The organism is Ignavigranum ruoffiae (genome assembly GCF_900110675.1).
GTDB classification, from domain to species: domain Bacteria; phylum Bacillota; class Bacilli; order Lactobacillales; family Aerococcaceae; genus Ignavigranum; species Ignavigranum ruoffiae.
On sequence record NZ_FOEN01000007.1, the window covers coordinates 13,080 to 31,139 of the forward strand.

Annotated in this window: 18 protein-coding genes and 1 pseudogene; 13 read left to right on the top strand and 6 right to left on the bottom strand. The window is 38.1% G+C overall.

Annotation, left to right across the window (positions count from 1 at the left end; translation table 11 throughout):
• Positions 1 to 8 precede the first annotated feature (8 nt).
• From BMX34_RS09965 to BMX34_RS06380, 4 genes and pseudogenes are all read left to right on the top strand, one after another.
• Positions 9 to 915, top strand: a pseudogene (locus BMX34_RS09965) (carbohydrate ABC transporter permease).
• A gap of 19 nt (positions 916 to 934) precedes the next feature.
• Positions 935 to 1,522, top strand: a complete 588-nt coding sequence (locus tag BMX34_RS06370; RefSeq protein ID WP_092571950.1) for an extracellular solute-binding protein — start codon at positions 935 to 937, stop codon at positions 1,520 to 1,522.
• Between the two features lie 69 nt (positions 1,523 to 1,591).
• Positions 1,592 to 2,581 carry a type 2 periplasmic-binding domain-containing protein gene (locus tag BMX34_RS06375; RefSeq protein WP_143440737.1) on the top strand — a complete coding sequence of 330 codons (990 nt, stop codon included), beginning with the start codon at positions 1,592 to 1,594 and terminating at the stop codon, positions 2,579 to 2,581.
• Positions 2,582 to 2,839: 258 nt separating this feature from the next.
• Positions 2,840 to 3,439: a YesL family protein gene (locus tag BMX34_RS06380; protein ID WP_092571952.1), complete on the top strand. Its 600-nt coding sequence runs from the start codon at positions 2,840 to 2,842 to the stop codon at positions 3,437 to 3,439.
• A gap of 135 nt (positions 3,440 to 3,574) precedes the next feature.
• Here the strand turns inward: BMX34_RS06380 and BMX34_RS06385 are convergent, their stop codons facing one another.
• Positions 3,575 to 4,135: an NADPH-dependent FMN reductase gene (locus BMX34_RS06385; protein WP_092571953.1), complete on the bottom strand. Its 561-nt coding sequence runs from the start codon at positions 4,133 to 4,135 to the stop codon at positions 3,575 to 3,577.
• 883 nt (positions 4,136 to 5,018) lie between these two features.
• On the opposite strand from BMX34_RS06385, the gene BMX34_RS06395 reads away from it, so the two are divergent.
• Entirely contained in the window at positions 5,019 to 5,435 is a 417-nt protein-coding gene (locus tag BMX34_RS06395; RefSeq protein WP_092571955.1) for a hypothetical protein, read from the top strand.
• 343 nt (positions 5,436 to 5,778) lie between these two features.
• Positions 5,779 to 6,261, top strand: coding sequence for an acyl-CoA thioesterase (locus BMX34_RS06400; RefSeq protein WP_092571956.1), 483 nt, complete (start codon positions 5,779 to 5,781; stop codon positions 6,259 to 6,261).
• A gap of 231 nt (positions 6,262 to 6,492) precedes the next feature.
• On the opposite strand, the gene BMX34_RS06405 is transcribed toward BMX34_RS06400, so the two are convergent.
• The 5 genes from BMX34_RS06405 to BMX34_RS06425 form a co-directional block, all read right to left on the bottom strand.
• A complete protein-coding gene (locus tag BMX34_RS06405) occupies positions 6,493 to 6,900 on the bottom strand; it encodes a VanZ family protein (protein ID WP_092571957.1) in 408 nt (135 codons plus the stop codon).
• 38 nt (positions 6,901 to 6,938) lie between these two features.
• Entirely contained in the window at positions 6,939 to 7,445 is a 507-nt protein-coding gene (locus BMX34_RS06410; protein WP_092571958.1) for a GNAT family N-acetyltransferase, read from the bottom strand.
• Between the two features lie 103 nt (positions 7,446 to 7,548).
• Positions 7,549 to 8,778 (bottom strand): ABC transporter permease, encoded by a 1,230-nt coding sequence (locus tag BMX34_RS06415; RefSeq protein WP_092571959.1) that lies wholly within the window; start codon positions 8,776 to 8,778, stop codon positions 7,549 to 7,551.
• On the bottom strand, positions 8,768 to 9,517 hold the full coding sequence (locus tag BMX34_RS06420; RefSeq protein ID WP_092571960.1) for an ABC transporter ATP-binding protein: 750 nt from the start codon (positions 9,515 to 9,517) through the stop codon (positions 8,768 to 8,770). The genes BMX34_RS06415 and BMX34_RS06420 overlap by 11 nt, the downstream gene beginning before the upstream one ends.
• Positions 9,510 to 10,862 (bottom strand): efflux RND transporter periplasmic adaptor subunit, encoded by a 1,353-nt coding sequence (locus BMX34_RS06425; protein WP_092571961.1) that lies wholly within the window; start codon positions 10,860 to 10,862, stop codon positions 9,510 to 9,512. The genes BMX34_RS06420 and BMX34_RS06425 overlap by 8 nt, the downstream gene beginning before the upstream one ends.
• 416 nt (positions 10,863 to 11,278) lie before the next feature.
• Between BMX34_RS06425 and BMX34_RS06430 the strand changes: the two genes are divergently transcribed.
• From BMX34_RS06430 to BMX34_RS06460, 7 genes are all read left to right on the top strand, one after another.
• Positions 11,279 to 11,716, top strand: a complete 438-nt coding sequence (locus BMX34_RS06430) for a VOC family protein (RefSeq protein WP_092571962.1) — start codon at positions 11,279 to 11,281, stop codon at positions 11,714 to 11,716.
• Positions 11,717 to 11,984: 268 nt separating this feature from the next.
• A complete protein-coding gene (locus BMX34_RS06435) occupies positions 11,985 to 12,434 on the top strand; it encodes a SixA phosphatase family protein (protein ID WP_092571963.1) in 450 nt (149 codons plus the stop codon).
• Between the two features lie 286 nt (positions 12,435 to 12,720).
• Positions 12,721 to 13,674: an ABC transporter ATP-binding protein gene (locus tag BMX34_RS06440; RefSeq protein WP_092571964.1), complete on the top strand. Its 954-nt coding sequence runs from the start codon at positions 12,721 to 12,723 to the stop codon at positions 13,672 to 13,674.
• Between the two features lie 11 nt (positions 13,675 to 13,685).
• On the top strand, positions 13,686 to 14,672 hold the full coding sequence (locus BMX34_RS06445; protein WP_092571965.1) for an extracellular solute-binding protein: 987 nt from the start codon (positions 13,686 to 13,688) through the stop codon (positions 14,670 to 14,672).
• A gap of 10 nt (positions 14,673 to 14,682) precedes the next feature.
• Positions 14,683 to 16,344: an ABC transporter permease gene (locus BMX34_RS06450; protein ID WP_092571966.1), complete on the top strand. Its 1,662-nt coding sequence runs from the start codon at positions 14,683 to 14,685 to the stop codon at positions 16,342 to 16,344.
• Between the two features lie 192 nt (positions 16,345 to 16,536).
• The gene (locus BMX34_RS06455) at positions 16,537 to 17,385 is read left to right on the top strand and encodes a MerR family transcriptional regulator (RefSeq protein WP_092571967.1); all 849 of its coding nucleotides are present in this window, start codon (positions 16,537 to 16,539) and stop codon (positions 17,383 to 17,385) included.
• Positions 17,386 to 17,509: 124 nt separating this feature from the next.
• Positions 17,510 to 17,887: a YkvA family protein gene (locus BMX34_RS06460; RefSeq protein WP_412457635.1), complete on the top strand. Its 378-nt coding sequence runs from the start codon at positions 17,510 to 17,512 to the stop codon at positions 17,885 to 17,887.
• The last annotated feature ends 173 nt before the right edge of the window (positions 17,888 to 18,060 follow it).

Below are 18,060 nucleotides of genomic sequence, written 5' to 3' on the forward strand. Positions count from 1 at the left end.
AGGGAATTATGGATAAAATTCAGCGGAATTATCAAGATATTATCTTTAATGTTTTAGTATATATATTTGTAGGATTGGTTTTACTTAGTGTGCTTTATCCTTTGATTTATATCCTCAGCGCTTCCATATCATCGCCGCAGTCAGTGAATTCTGGTCAGATGTTATTATGGCCTAAGGAGATTACCTGGGAGGGTTATCGTCTTATATTTGCTAACCAAGCGATTTGGCGGGGTTATCTAAATACGATTTTATACACGGTGACTGGCACCTTAATTAACTTGGCTTTTACTTTACCGGCTGGATTTGCGCTATCACGTCATGATTTTCCGGCTCGTAATTTTTTTCACTCAATTTATCATTGTAACGATGTTTGTTTCTGGAGGCTTGATTCCTTCGTATATATTAATTACTAATTTAAGTTTAACCGATACGATTTGGGCCATGGTCTTACCTGGAGCCGTGTCAGTTTATAATCTAATTGTGGTACGTTCGTATTTCGAGAGTTCGATACCAGAAGAATTGATTGAATCTGCCGTGGTTGACGGGGCTTCGTATTTCGATATTTTTCGCTTAATTATCTTCCCCTTGTCAAAACCGATTATTGCCGTGATGGCACTCTTCTATGGCATCGGCCATTGGAATCAGTTCTTTAATGCTCTACTATATCTCAATGATCGGGATAAATATCCTTTACAGATGATTCTAAGAGAAATCCTGGTAATTCAAGATATGTCATCGAATCCAAATTTGAATGTGACGGGTGAGATGGCCGAATTCATCTACAGTCAACAACAATTGGGCCAAGTTATTAAATATGGTGTGATGATTGTCTCTACTCTGCCGATAATTATTATTTATCCGTTTCTACAACGATATTTTGTCAAAGGTGTCATGGTTGGTGCGATTAAGGGTTAGTAAGTTAAGGAGGAAGAAGATGGAAGGTCACAAGGGAAGATTATGGATTATCTGGGCTGTATGTTGTCTGTTCTTATTAGGTTGTAGTAATAAAATGGCTGAAAAAGAGGCAGAAAAACAAGGCAATAATTCAAAACAGGATCAAGAACAAGTCGCTAATAATGTAAATAAAGAAGGTTTTCCCATTACTAAAGATACTTTAGAATTAACCATGATGGCGCCTAATCTGGGTCTTGCTGAATGGGCTGATATGCCTCTCATTCAAGATTATGAGAAGAAGACCAATATTAAGCTCAGCTTCCAAACACCACCGCAAAGTGAGTTCAGTACTAAATTTAATTTAGCTTTCGCTTCAGGCGAGCTTCCTGATATTATCTATGCGGGGGGACCCAATACACTTAATGATGCGATTGAAGTGGATTATGGTCAGCAAGGTTTACTGGTGCCGCTAGAAGATTATTTGGAGGAGTATGCCCCTAATTTCTATAAATTGATGAAAGAGAATCCTGAGATAGAGAAATCTATCACGACAGGGGAAGGCCATATTTATGCGTTACCACATATTACTAAGGGACCTACTTCTCAATGGATTATGGGGCCAATGTGATACAATGGGCAATGGTTAGAAGCTTTAGGGGTCGAAGAACTGCCCAAAACTACCAATGAATTTTATGACTTGATGGTTCGTTTCCGGGACGAAGATCCTAATGGGAACGGCGAGAAAGACGAAATCCCGATATCTGATGTGAACTTCGGTGGAATTCGACATTGGTTCATGCCAGCTTTTGGTTTAAAAGGTTGGGGAATTCAAGTGAAAGATGACAAGGTAAGTTATACCTTTGCCGAAGAAGGATTCCGTGATTACTTAGAATTTATGAATAAGCTATATCAGGACAAACTAATTGACCAAGAAATATTCTCTCAGTCAGTAGAACAAAAACAGGCAAAAGGACAGGCCAATCGTCTCGGTCTATTTCAAGATTGGTTCTCTTATTTTACAACGGGGCGAAGTGAAGAAGAAGCCTTAGAGGATCCTATGTATGCGCCGTTGACAAGTTCTTATCAAGAAACGCCTTTGATGCCGATTGGACCGGGAATTAAACGGGGTTCCTTTGCGATTACAAAGCACAATCCGAATATTGCCGCCAGCCTGCGGTGGATTGATTATTTCTATACCGAAGAAGGGTTCGATTATCTTTACTACGGACCCGAAGGAGCCTATTGGCAATGGGGTGCGAATAAAGAGCAGCGGCAATTGACGGAAGAAGCGGCAAGTCAAGAGAATGTCGAGGAATATCGAGGAACGATTACTCCCGCCTATGGCATCACGGTACCAGCTCTTTCAATTCCATTAGATCCGATTGGTGAAGAGATGGATCAGACGTTCAATGATTTTATTCAGAAAGAAACCGAAGAGAAGATTTTAAAGCACGGGGAAATCATATTCCCACTGACTTATCTCACGGTGGAAGAGCAGAATGAAGTGACGGATATTATTGTTGAACTAGAAACCTATATGCTGGAAAGTGAAGCTCAATTCATTAAGGGAAGTAAGCCGATTAACGATGAAACTTGGCAAGAATATCTAAAGACAATGGAAAATATCGGTTATAAACGTCTCGAAGAAATTTATCAAGCAGCCTATAATCGCTGGAAGGAAGTATAAAAGTATATTGTCAGCTGGAATGAGATGATTTGCGGAAACAAAATATTATTACTTATCCAGTTGATTAGTAATCACTTATGAAGCTCCACTTGAGAGACCTACCCCTATAAGCAACGAAAGTGGGGGTCTCTCTTTTTGGCTAGATTATGATGACATTTGATTTAATAGAGCTTCTTGTCTGATTTGAAAAGTTAGGTTAAGGCTTGAAAAAATTGGACGAAGTCGTAAATTTAGTTGAAGCTGAAGGAGTCAATAAACATGCGATGGAGTAAACAGATTGGCAATTTATTAGTAAATTTTATACGGATTCAATATTATTTCTATAAAGCCAGTTTCCAGGGCTGGATTCTTGCTGGAGTCTTTCCCGCTTTCTTTGCCAGTGTAGGTTTGTTGGCGAATCTTTTCCATTCTGACAGTCCTGAGGTTTCTTGGAGTCAATTCAAAATTTCTTTAGCGTCTGACGATCAATTGGCGAATAAAGTTGGCTATACGGCTCTGGGAATATTTTTAGTGTTATGGTTGGACCTAAAAATTATTAATCATTTCCCTCAGGCCGGTGTTTATTGGATTATCCCAATCCTCTTACTTCTTTATTGTGTCATCTTATCTCATTTGCCAATAGTCTTTGTCCGCTATCGTTTAACTTTGTGGCGCTATTTTCAACAAGCAGGCTTCATCGCTTTAGCCAGTATTTGGCAAGTTCTAGCAATTGGCCTCTCTTATCTCTTGCTAGATTTTCTATACCCTTATCTGGGTTGGTTATATTATCTTCTGCCGATACCTATTTTGGCTAGCCCGATCGCTTTCTTTGCAAGTCAGTCAATTATCCATATCAAAGAACTAAAGAATAACATGTAAAAACGACTAGGGAACATCACTAACCTAGTCGTTTTTTTGCGAATAATTATTGTATTTATCAGGGGAGTCGGATGAAGGGCCTCCCCTTTAGTATCGTAGTTTAAATGATTTTAGAGCTAGGGGTAACGATATAGCCTAGCGAATAGATGCGAATGCTTGAGCCCAAAGTAGAACATCTTCAAAAAGGGCTTTAATTGAGTTCGCATGATAATCTGCTGGTTGGAAGTCAGACATGTTCTTAAAGTCTGTCATCAATGAGAAGGTTGCTTGAGAGGCAACAGTAGCTAATTTCAAATTAGCTAAGACTGGACGTAAGCCAAAGGCGGCAGAAGCGCCCAATTGTCCACCATAAGAAGCAATACCTGCAGCTTTATTGTTCCATTCATGATATAAGCTATCCAAAGCATTTTTTAAGCTTGGGCTGGTAGCACGGTTATACTCCGGTGTTACAAAGATATAACCATCGAATTCTTGAATTTTTTCAGAGAAGCGTTTCACATTAGGGTGGTTACGTTCTGTAGTAAATGCTGGTGGTAAAGCTTCATTTAGAATAGGTAGATCATATTCTTTGATATCTACTAATTCAAAAGTATGATCAGCAAAATTTTCTTGAGCGAATTTTAATAAATATTCAGCAACTTGTAAGTTGACCCGGGTATCACGAGTAGACCCGGTTACAATGGCAATTTTAGACATTATTGTATCCTCCTAGGTGTTAAATTTATATTACAAAGACAATTATATCGAATTCGAACTAAATTGCAAGCGATAAATTTATCTATTAGTAAAAGTTATAGAAAATAATATTATTGCTAAATATCTCTAAGTAAAACTTGTAGAAAAAATAGAAAATAATCCAATATTTCAAGGCGAATGGCTATCATAAATCTAGTCAATGGCTTATAATGAAGATAGATAATAATGAATGTCTAGGGAGTGAGCTTTATGCGAGTGATTCGAATGCTTTCGTCTATCTTCGAAACCTCATCAGCATCTTTATCGTTATTATCTGCAACTTGGCTACCTGTGGAATTAGGTGGTCCTACATTGCTATCGACAAAATTAGCACCCATTCCTTGAGAATGTGGTGTTTTTTTGTGGTTCTAATCTCTTAGACGGAAGCGGTACGAAAGGAGTTGAAGTGGATTGATTTTGACCAATTATTCTATTAAAAAGAAAGGTTAAGGTGATCCATATGCCTTGTGCAGTATCTCGTGACTAGGCCGTAACCTAGAGAAATTATAAAAATTGAGAGGACCTAGCAGTGATAGGAAATCTCCTGCTGTTAGGTCCATTTTTTATTTAAGATCTGATGCCTAAACAAAATAGGAGGGAATCAATGCATAAATATTCTGAGTACAATTTATCCACAGCATTCGACCGGATCATGATGTTGAAGTTGATAAGATATCCTATCTGTACCCAGAGCTCCATTGCAATTATTAAACCTTTAAATTTATTAATGAATTTGAAACTAGCAAAACCTCCTTCTAACTGTGTGTCTATGCAAATTCTTTGAAAAATGGTGCTTTCCCCGCTAAAATAAACTCATAATTAATCATGATTAGGAGGAAGAACCATGACCGTTGAAAATCAAGTCTATTTCGATGCCTATGATTCTTTAGCAGAAGTGAAAGTGCTTGAAGACGTGATGAGACAAAATGGTCTCCCTGTCAATGCGCTTCATTTATACGCTGATGATGAATTTATCAAGGACAAAGAATGGACCACCCGTCTCGCTGGGATTAGTGAAGCATCGAATCTTATTGGTTACAAATTAGCTGACCAAGCAAAGAATATTATCGTTGGTATTGATGAATGTCACCAAGATAAGTTCCCCAATCTAAAATTCGCCATGGAACAAGCTTTGAATCAGTCAGGTTCTTCTTCAGACCTTGATGAAGGTCATGAATTAGAAAGTTTTGAACAAGATTTACGCGACCAAGAACTTGATGTACCCCCTGAAGAATTCGGTGTAAATCAGGATAATTATTAGGCAAATTTTAAGAAAAATAGAAAATCTCAGCTCTGGTACTGGTGAGATATCATCAGTACTTTTTTAATAGGAAAAACTAGATAGTATAGTAGAACATTCATGGATTTTTTCCATTATTTGAAAAAGAGAGATAAAGTTTAAGATATTTGCTTTATGGGGAAATAGTTAGTTGTCAAAATTTAGATACTAAATCAACCATGATTATACGTTTGCTGGAAACTTAAATTTTTGCGAAAGATTTATCATGCTTCCTTTGCAGATGTTTACTTTGCTTTTCGATGTCGTTATAATCAAATTGTAAGGGCTTTATTATTGAAATTAGTAGAATAAGGAGGGTGATTCTATGTCAGTAAACACCAAATTAGCCATCCAAGAAACCTATGGTGAGAGATTTCAACATTGTTGGGGTTGTGGACCTAAGAATGAACAAGGAATGCATATGAAGTCCTATCCCAGTGAAGATGGGGAGAGTTGTATTGTTCGCGTGATGCCGGATCAAATGTATACGGGGGGTGTCCCAGCCAATCTTTTCGGCGGTATGATTGCCGTAATCTTTGACTGCCATGGGACAGCTTCTGCAGCCTGGTTTAATCATCGGGCAAAAGGTCAAGAATTAAATCAAGACACGGTTATTGGACGCTTTATTACGGCTAGATTGGAGATCGATTATAAGTCACCGACACCGATGAATGAAGAAATTACGGTAACGTCTCAACTCGAAGAACTGACAGAAAAGAAAGCCATTATCAATATGACCATGGAAGTCAATGGCAAAGTCACAGCAAAAGCAAGAATGATTGCCGTGGCAGTCAAAGATAATATGTAAGATAAAAGAATTACGAAGGAATAATGACCCATGAAATCAATTCTATGTTTTAATTAGTGTTGAGAGGTTCGTATTAGGTTTAAAATTCATAATAAAGATAGTAAGACAGGGGGCTAAATTGTGTTTGATTAGCTCCTGTCTTTAAATTGATTCGTGATATTTTCCCTTAGTTAGAATTTTGGTCTCAAAGCTGACTGTCTTTTGGATTAAGAATCTTTGGACTGGATTAATTTACAAAATTCTTTCTCGATGGAGCAATTTGGCCAGGCCAAGCCCCACGGCTCCCCCTAAGGTATTAGAGATTAAATCGGTAATATCGGAAGCGCCAATAGCAAACACATATTGGCTGATTTCAAAGATTAGACTTAAGCCGAAGATCAGCAATAAATTTCTGATAAAGCTTCGTTTATAAACCAATCGGAGTAAATCACCAAAAGGAACAAATACGAGTAAATTCAGGAATGCTTCAAATAATGGGATATCTCCTTCGACTACATTCTCATAGTGAAATGGAATTAAATTGAGGTCTCTAACTCGGTGGATGTCGGTCCAAGATAAATTGAATTTAAAAATCACTAACCAAATCAAAAATATTAAATAAAGCCAAAATATCATCTTGGCAACGCCTTGCCGTCTCACTTTATATTCTCCCTCGTTAAGAACATCTCGAACAAATCTTATAATTCAATCCAGTATCTTCTAGAAGTTACCGTTCCGCGGCCTAATTCATTGATAAGCTTATTTTGTAGTATTCCACCATTCTTCTCAATGACTCGAATCGATCCCCAATTATTGTCATCACAGGTTAAGAGAACACGGGCTAAACCCAGTGTTTCCCGACAGTATTCTAGGCCTTTGCTTAGCATCTGAGTTCCGTAGCCTTTACCTTCTTCTGACCATCGTACTTCATAACCAATATGTCCTCCGTAATTTAATAAGGCAGGTGTCAGCTGGTGGCGAATATGAATCTCTCCAATAAACTTATTCTGGTCAATCAGCCAAAAGATAGAGGAATTTACAATACCTGGTGGCAAATTCTCCTCGTATTCATAATAAACTGCTTTTTGGATAATTGTGTCTGGATTTAAAAATAAGCAGGGTAAATGAGGTCGATGTAGGTAATCTTCCTGGATCGCTTGTCGATAGGCGTCAAGGTATTGCTCGTTGGGTCGACGTAGTTTCATCATATCCCCCCTTTATTCAAATGAGATGTTAAATCGACAAATTTTCTATATTTGCTTTCTGACCAAAATATAAAAATAGATCGTAGCCACCAGATTTGTTCCCTTAGCGTAAGATTTCAACGACGTTCTTCCGAGCAGCTTGGCGAGCGGGGAAGACACTAAAGATGATGCCAATCATAATCGATATAAAGACACTGACCAGGGCTGTGGGGATATCAATCGCTGCCTTAAAGGGTAAGAAGTTTCCGGCAATCGTAGCGATACCAATGCCACACAGGTAACCAATCGCGCCACCAAGTAAAGTAATGGAAATCCCTTCAAGCAGGAATTGCCATTGAATCGATTTGGCCGTGGCACCCATTGATCGGCGAATTCCAATTTCTTTGGTCCGTTCAGAAACAGAAATATACATCATGTTCATCACGCCGACCCCAGCAATAAATAATGAGATAGCGGCGACGGCGGAGATGAAGTAGGTAATGGTCTGCAAGGTGTTGGAGATTTCTTCCATCATTTCAGAGATATCGAAGTAGGTATAGGAACCTTTCTCCAGACCGGCACCTTCTTCTTGTAGATAGGTATTAATATCAGCCGAGATGGCTTTCATATCGGCCCCTTTATCAAAATAGACTTTCATCGAGAAATTAATCATATTGCTATCATTATATCGCTTATAAGTCTGAGTTGGCATATATACCTGGGCCTCATCCCCCATGGTAATGTCCATCATACCATCTGATTCTTCAGGCATCTGTTGGCGAAAGACACCGACAATGGTATATTCTCGTTCGTTCAGATTAATCGATTTTGATAAGGCTTGATCTGGTTGCCCATAGAGTTCGGTCGCTAACATCTCATCAATAACGATATACGGCTTGGCGCCTTGATTATCAGAAAAACTCAAATTCCTACCGTCAACTAAGTCTAATTCACTGTGGTCGACGACCTTTAATCCAGTATTCAGGCTTTTATCCCGATTTTTGATTTCTTGATAGAAAGTCTGATTACTTTGATCTTCATTCTCTAATACGACTTCAGATACTCCAGGAAATAGTTTGATATCTTGGACGTTCTTTTCAGAGAAGGGGTTGAAAGTAGCCCATTCATGGTCTAACAGGGATCCTTCAAGATTATAATAGAATTCCTGGCTCACCCGCCCCGATTCATCTTTAACGACTTCTTCCATAAATTGTTTACGAAAACCATTCCCTAAACTCATAATCGTGATAACTGCCGCAATCCCGATAATAATCCCAATCATAGTTAGGAAGGTTCGTCTCTTATGTAGACGCATGGTGGCTAGGGTAGATTTGAGTAATTCGTTAATTCTCATCATCAAGCTCCTTTAACTGGTTGAATTGGGCCGCCAAATCTTGCGCTTCAATGGCACCAGTTTGGTGAATTTGACCATCGACGATGACTAAATGTCGATCAGCATAGGTTTGTAAGCTCGGGTCATGGGTTACCATAATGACCGTCGTTTGAAATTCTTGATGCAAATCGGCCAAGACATCCATAATGACTCTGGAAGTTTTGGTATCTAGGGCTCCAGTCGGTTCATCGGCAATGATAAACTGAGGGCGATTGACCAATGCTCGAGCGATGGCCACACGCTGCTTTTGTCCCCCTGAAAGTTCATAGGATTTATTCTGGGCTTTCTCTAAAATTTCCAAGCGACTAAGCATTTTCTCAGCAATTTGTTTTGCATCTTTTCGAGATTTACCAGCATATAAAAGCGGTAGGCAAACATTTTCCATGACGGTCATATTCTCAATTAAGTTGAAGCTTTGAAAGATAAAGCCGACGTGTTTATTTCTCAGGGTCGAGATTTGTCGATCGTTTCGCTTGCGGACCGACTTGCCTTGGAAGAGATATTCCCCATCAAAATCGTTGTCGAGGAAACCAATAATATTAATTAAAGTTGACTTTCCCGAGCCGGAAGGACCCATGATTGAAACAAATTCTCCTTCATAAATGGTTAAGGAGATATCTTTCAAGACTTGAAAAGAATCCTTTCCTAATTGATAGTATTTATTTAAATTTTTGAGTTGAATCAAGGCTTGCTTATTCATTGCCATCTTTCCCCGCTGTCATTTCATCAATGGTTTTCACTTCTTGTCCGTCAGTGAGTAGTGAGCCCGCTAATAATACTTGGTCTCCTTCGTTGACACCACGGTGAATGACTACATTGCCACTTTCTCTTTCAGTTTTGACTTCGGTTTTGCGGGCGATACCTTGATCATAAACAAAGACGTAAGTTTTACCTTGTTCTTCTACGAGTGCTGAAGGGGAAATCATAAAACCAGGTGATTTAATCTTCACTTTGACCGAAAATCCTGGTTGAATAAATTCGTCAGCTTGAACAGTATAACCGTATTGGCTACCAGTTTGTGATCCAGGGGCAGGGCTAAATCCTGCAGAGAGACCAGCGGGATCCTCTTTACTAGGCGCAAAGCTCTGAGGATATTGATCATAGGCGACTAAGGTTCCCGGTATTTCTCGGTCTTCTGCGTTGATATAAATATCGACAGGGATGTCTTCTTTCAACAAATAAAATTCATATTCGCTGGCAGTCCCCGTAATTGAAATATCCTCACTAATAATACGGACTAGCGGGATTTGAGCATTATCTTTGCCGTCTTGGTTTAGGATGACTTTACCATTGACTTTAGCCTTGACTTGGGTTTGAGATTTCTCATTAAGTCGACCAATTTCAATTTCAATATCCTCAATCTCGCGGTTAAGTTGACGAATTTGTTCCTTAATCCCTTCAACTTGTCCTTCGAAATCATCCATCATCATAGCCTCATCCATACTAGGCATCTGTGCGGCTGCTTCGTTATTCTCGTTCATTGGATAATCTTGCGCTTGGCCAATTTCTTCGAGGATATAATAGCCACCTTTTTCGTCCCAGCCATTATAGTCAATCCAATCTCCTTGATAATTATAAATATTTCCAGTTAATTGGCTTAACTGGTCAATCAAATCTTCTCGCGCATTATAAAGGCGCGTTTGTTTACGTTGGGCATCTTCCATTTGGTAGATGATTTCTTTGTCAGCAGCCTGATAAGTAAATAGAACCTGTCCTTTCTTAACTTTTTGACCGTCTTTCACCTTGATATTATTGATATCACCCAGCTCTGGGTTATAAAAGTAGGATTGGTCAGTAGCTAATTGAACTTCACCTTTGAGACTAATCGGTTCTTGGGGAGTCATCATTTCATAGTAGTAGAACTCATTTCCTTCTTCATCGGTTAAAGGAGCTTGGTTCATCATGGCTGGATCCATGGACGGATCACCTAGTTGAGCACCGACGCGATCTTGGCTAACCGGAATGAAAAGATTAGAAAACCATACAATCCCAACCATTAATACAATTATTGCAGCCACTACTATACTTGTTCGTTTCGTGCTCATTTATCTTTGCCTCCATCTTAACATCATCATTGTAAGGCGGATTAAGCGCCTTCTTCATGCTAAGTGTATTATACCAATGATACACCCAAAGTCAATGAAATTTAGAAGAAATATTTGAATAAATAAAGATTATTTGATTAGTATTTTTGCTGATATGAATTGACTATTTGCAAACTGACAATGCAACAATACGATATGCAATAATATGTTATTGCATATTATATTGTTATATAATAATAATTTTCATGAATTTTACTCATTAGAAAAATTTTTATTAAGAAATTTAGATTTTCCTAGCAAATTAACGCCTTATTTAATCTTTATTCGTTGCTTTCCTTGAGTTCACTCGATATTATTTACTTGAATCGTAGCTTATTAAGAGTTTGCCGATTCAATATCAAAAGGGAGTGATATCCATGTTTAAAGCGGTCGTTTATTTAAATACCAATCGGGCGAATGAAATGCTAGATTTCTACCAAGAACATTTTGATGCAAAAATCTTGAGTAAAGTGATGGGCGATGATGCCATGTTTGCTGATTCAGCTGAAGATATGCAGATGCCAGCGGATATGGCTAAAGATTTTGTGATGAATGCGGAATTTGAGATTTTGGGTCAGACTTTAATGGTCTCTGATACCTGGGGGAAACGCGAGATTGATAACACAGGAGCGAATGTATGCTTCACTTTTGATGGTAATCATCCAGAAGAAGTGGCGATGGCTAAGGAGTTTTATCATAAAGCAGAAGCAGCGGGCTGTGAAATTACCATGCCTTTGGGTGAAACAGAATGGACTTTCTTATTTGCCATGTTCGATGATCCTTTTGGAATTTCATGGATGTTGTCTGCTTACTAATAAATTGAAGAGAATATGGTATCGAATCGAAATATTCTTTCATAAAAATTGTAATAGCAAGTAATTTTTTCGCCAAAATTAAGCAAGTGAAATGTTGGATTTGACACGGGTCGTAAACTTTGTTGTTACAGGACGTAAAATTCTGGGTCAATTAAATAAGCTATCGTGAAGTCTTAAGTTTCTTTAATATCTTCAAACTGTATTTGCTTGGGCTTCTTTCTTTAAAGTGATAAGATATTGCACAAAGAGAACTTTCTAAGGAGGAACTATGGAGCGATTATACTTACTCAGACATGCCAAGAGTTCTTGGGATCAAGCTCAATTAGCAGATTTTGATCGGCCCTTGAATCAACGAGGCTACAATGATGCCCAAGCCATGGCTGATTATATTGACCAACAGGGTTATCAGCCCGAGGTCATTCTTTGTTCGAGTGCCATGCGGACCCGAGAAACCCTCAGTCCAATTCTCAAATTAATGAAAAATCAACCAGAAGTGATTTTTCTAGATTCAATTTATGAGGCAGAATGGACAGCTCTACGTGATGCGGTGGAAGAACGGACGGAAGACTCAATTATGTTGATTGGTCATTGCCCAGGGATTGAGCTGTATTTATCACGTATTTTAGGTCAGATCAAGGAGATGAAAACTTGTCATTTGGCGGTCATTGATTGGCCAGACAAAAAACTCGTTGATTTTATCCGACCGAAGGAATTTTAATCTTTTCGATTGATTTGTTCGTAGGATTTTCACTTTAATATCAGTTCATGGCAAACTATTTTTATGATAAATTCTAAATAAGCTGTTATAAATGATAAGCTCTGATCAATTAGGTCAGAGCTTTTTTTGATGGATTGAATCACAGATTTTAATGGTTTCTGGTGTTTTAAGAATGAGATGATGATAAATTCCAAATAAAACATCTTTACATATTATTTACAAAAAATCTACATAGAGTTTACATTGCAAGATTATAATATATATGTTGTTATGAAAGGAGGAAATTATGGAAATTAAGCTGATCAATCTTAGTAAGAGTTTTGATCACAAGCTAGTATTGAAAGATATCAATTTGACGATTGATTCGCAGTCTTTTACGACGTTATTGGGTCCATCGGGATGTGGAAAAACAACTTTGTTACGCATGATTGCTGGTTTAGAAGAACCAGATGAGGGCGAAATATATTTCGATGATACTTGTGTTTTTTCTCGTAATAAAGGGATTTTCGTTCCTACTGAACAGAGAGGGTTAGGCTTCGTATTTCAAGATTTTGCCTTATGGCCGCATCTAAGTGTTTTTGAGAATGTCGCTTTCGGTTTGAGAGTGAGGAAGTATCAGGGGAATATCTCTGAAGTTGTCCTAGAAGCACTTAAAAAAGTTAAATTAGAATCTTTTGCTCAAATGAAGCCGGGTTCTTTATCGGGAGGACAACAACAGCGGGTGGCCTTTGCTCGTGCTTTAGCGATAAAACCAGATATTATTTTATTTGATGAACCATTCTCGGCACTTGATGCCATACTCCGAGAACAAATGCGTCTTGAAATCAAGAATTTAGCTGATGAGTCACAATTTACTTCGGTCTTTGTCACCCACGATCAAATTGAGGCTATGGCGATGAGTGATCAAATTGTAGTCTTATCAAATGGTCAGGTGGAACAAGTTGGGACACCAGAAGCAATTTACAATCAGCCCGCTAGTAAATTTGTCGCCCAATTTATAGGCGATTCTAATTGGTTGGATGATGAAAGAATGTTTCGAACTGAGTCAGCCTTGCTCAATCAAGAGGGCAAAGGTTTTCCAGTAAAAGTAATGAGTAGTGAATTTCTTGGCACTCAGTATAAAATCCATCTATCTTATAATGATAAACAATGGATTGGTTATTCAAGATATAAGTTTACAAAAGATCAACATTTAAACATGGACATTCAGCAAGAAAATATTATTCAAGTTAAATCTTAGGAGGGTTAACCATGAAAAAATTATTTAAATTTATTTTGGCATTTTTATTAATCGTTCTTCCAATCTCAAATTTATTAACAAAAAATACTGTTGCTGCTCAAGACAAAGGTAAAATTACGGTCTATATGCCATCACCGGCGGGACTTGCTGAGAAAATTGCTCAAGCCTTTACCGAAGAAACTGGTATCGATGTTGAGCTCTTCCAAGGAACCACTGGAGAAATAACAGCTCGTCTTGATGCAGAAGCCGCTAATCCAGTAGCTGATGTGGTAATTCTTGCTTCATGGACTGATGGACTCCGAATGGAAGCTGAAGATAAAATTGCCAATTATGATTTAAAAGCGGAAAATATTGTCGAAGGATGGGTTGATAATGATTCAACTTTATTTGGTTATTCTGCTTCTGCCATGGGGGTCATTTATAACACTGATCAATATCCAGAACTCGATGCGGATTGGGCTGATTTCGCTAAAGAAGAATATAAAGATAATGTGGCTTTCCCTGATGCTGAAAAATCTGGATCAGCTAAAGATTTCTTAGCCGCTTATGTTGAAAATAATGGTTGGGATACATTTGAAGCGATTGCTGCCAATGGTTTAGTCATTCCTGGAGCCAATAAAGCTGCCTTAGAATCAGTAACCGTGGGTGAAGTAGGTGCCTTAATCGCTGGCGTTGACTATAATGCTTATAAATCGATTGCAGATGGAGAACCATTACAAATCTACTACCCTAAAGGTGGAACCATTGTTAATCCTCGTCCTGCGATGATTATGAAAGAAGCTCCAAATCCTGAATTAGCTCAACAATTTATTGAGTTTTTATTCTCAGATAAAGCACAAGAACTTGTTATTGACGCTTATCTATTACCCGGACGATCTGACATCGAAGTAACGAATCGTGCCGCTTTACAAGATATTCCACAATTAGAAATTAATTGGGAGAAAATGATGGAACACGCGGATGAAGATGCTGCCCATATGAACGAAATCGTTCAATAGTTTCTATTCCATGCAGAAAAATCAAAAGATTCCCTTTCTCAGAATAGGATTGGGAATCTTATTCTTTATACTTATTCTCGGGCCGATTTTGATACTTTTATCACGGGCAGTCTATTCAAATGGGCAATTGAATCTGACACAATCATTTACCGTATTATTGGATTCTGAGAATGTAAATACCATTGCAAATTCACTTCTTTTAGGTTTTCTGGTGGTGGTCGTAAGTACGATTTTAGCCTTTCCCATCGCATTCTTATTAGCCAAAACTGAATTTAGTAAACATCGTTGGCTTGATATCATTCTTATGGTACCTTTTATGACACCACCATATATCGCTTCGATGGGCTGGATTCTTTTTATGCAGAAAAGGGGATTGCTGCAACAGCTGATACCACAAATTACTGGGAGTCACCGATGGTTTTTCTCGTTGGCGGGTTTGGTTATTGTGATGACCTTTTCTAATTTTCCATTTATGGTAAATATGATGCGCGAGGCTTTAAGTAATGTTCCCCATAGTCTCGAAGAAAGTGCGGCTGTATTTGGGGCGCCACTTCATCAAAGAATCAAGAAGATTTTATTCCCCTTAATTCGAGCAAATTATGCTATCGCAGCTTTATTGATTTTTGTACGGACAATTTCGGAGTATGGTGCTCCCGCGACAATCGGAGCTCGTTTTGGTTTTGAAGTTTTTACAACATCGATTCATCGCAATGCGACCGTCGCTCCAGTAAGTTTTGAGAATGCCTCGATTTTATCAATCTTACTGATGGTGATTTGTTTTTTGGTGTGGTGGGTTCAATCCAAGATTACCCGTAAGAGTCAATATAATTTGGTTGGATCGCGGTCCAATCGAACGGGAACCATGAAGCTTTCTTTGATTAAAAAGTTATTTTCTTGGATTTATCTCCTTATTATTTTTCTAGTTAGTATAGGTATCCCTTATTTTTCAGTAATTATGACCTCGTTGATTAAAAGACGGGGCCGAGGTTTACAATCTGGAAATTTTACCATGGATCATTATATCCATCTATTTACTGATAATCAGAGAGCTTTGAATGCTTTAGGAAATTCTTTTGTGCTAGCCACGGTATCTGCTTGTCTCTGCGTGCTTATTGGGACTTTGCTCGTTACAGTTATCCGGAAAAAAGAGAAAAGGATGGACTACATTTTAGAATTCACAGCCTTGATTCCACAAATGTTGCCAGGAATTGTAATTGTCTTGGGCTTAATGATATTTTGGAATACTGTATACCAAACTCTGCCGGTCTACAATACTATGGGGATGTTATTGATAACCTATGTCGCTCTGTTTATTCCTTACACGATAAATTATGTCAATTCAGCTTATAACCAAATTGGAGAAAATATTGTTGAAGCGGGTAAAATATATGGAGCATCTACCCTTCAAATATTTATTAGGATTCACTTACCACTTTTAGCGCGGTCAATTATCTTGGCCTGGATGATGTCCTTTATTATTGGATTAAGAGAGCTTGTCGGATCGAGCATGGTTTCGCCGCCAGGACAATATGTGATTTCAACATTTATCATGCGTGAATCTGAACAAGGATCGGTCTCGATTGGCATGGCTATGGCGACAATTACGGTTGTACTTACAATATTGATTTTATTGGTTCTCTATCAACTCATTCATCGTTTAAAGAACGAATAGGGACAAACCTTCAATTCAATCACCATATTCCCATTTCCAAAAACCACTCACAGATATTTCTGAATAATCATTCAATGGAGATATTTTGTTTGGTATTATAGTTTAAGCACGTACCTTTTCATAAAAATTAAAAGTGTACTTGACCTGTTCCTTGGGGGCGGTGATATAGTGCTTATGAAGGGGGAGAGGATGATGTTAAGAAGTCAAGTTCAAGAAGTTACCGGCCTGACTCGGAAAGCCATTGAATACTATGAAGAAAAAGGGTTAATTCAACCTACTAAAGATGCCAATGGCTATCGAGATTATTCAACTCAGGACATTCAGCAATTAAAAAAGATTAGTCTTTACCGCAAATTAGGATTAAGTTTGAAAGATATTCAGACGATATTGACTGGGTCAGAAAATCGGGCCTCCATTTTGCGTCGACAACAGCACCAAGTAGAAGTGGATCAAAGACGAAATGAGCTACTTAGCCAGTTGATTGATGGACAAGCTGATGAGGAGATTGAGCAAGAATTAGCCCTTTTAGAAAAAAGCGAAAGTATTTACCAGCGATTAACCCACATCTTTCCAGGTTACTTTGGCCAAGCTTTCTTCGCAGCTTATCAACCATTCTTTACTGAAGAGCTGGTTGAGGATAAAGCATCGGCATTTAATCGCTATGTTGCCTATTTAGATTCTCTGCCGGATATTGATTTTTCTGACCTTGAAATATCTTATATTGAACAAGTGACGGCAAACTTCGATTATCAAGTCTTAGCAGAAATTCAAGCGGATAAACAAGCAGCCGTTGAACAACCTGAACAATGGTTGGCTGAACATAAGGAGGAAGTCGACACCTATCAAGCTTTCATACAGAGTCAAGATTATTTGACCAGTCCTTTGAAATCTATCAAAGATAAAATCAAACAATTTATGTTAGATCATAAATACTATGAGATTGCTATTCCAATGATCCGCGAATTTAGTCCCCAATATGATGCTTATTATCATAAGCTGATCAAAGCAAGTCAGGTAATGGAAGAGAAAACTAATTTATAGTCATCTCCAAAGACAGGCATGTTGGATAATCAGCAAAATTATTCCCATTTAAAGGGTGAGAAGGGTAAGAAACGACGATTGGATTGGAAAGTTACTGAAAGATTAAATATTGCTGATGGAGAAGGTGAGTGCGATTCGATTAAGGGAGCGAGCTAAACAGTTGAAGACGGATATTCCAGCCTTATATTTGTGTTTGAAGAGTTCGCAAGTATCACTGCTGCCTAAATTTATTGCCGGAATCACAGTCGCTTATGCCTTATCGCCGATTGATTTAATTCCTGATTTCATCCCTGTCTTAGGTTACCTTGATGACTTAATCATTCTACCCTTATTGATTGCTTTAACGGTTTATTTAATCCCCAAAGACATCCTAGCTGAGAAACGCCAACAAGCTAATGAAGTTTATGCTTCAACCAAGAAGAACAAATGGCTCTTTGCTTTACCAATTCTGTTTATTTGGCTAGTATTAGCGGTTTGCTTGTATCTTTTGTTTCAAAAATAAGTTAAGATGATTCAAACTGAAAAATATTAAAGATGCCCTCAAACTTAGTTTAAGAACCAGTTTGAGGGTTTTCGACTTGATAAAGGGCATTGCTTTGGAAATATTGGCTTCAATGGTAAAATATGATTAATAAGATACAGGAGGTACAATGCGATGAACACAGTATGTTGTCT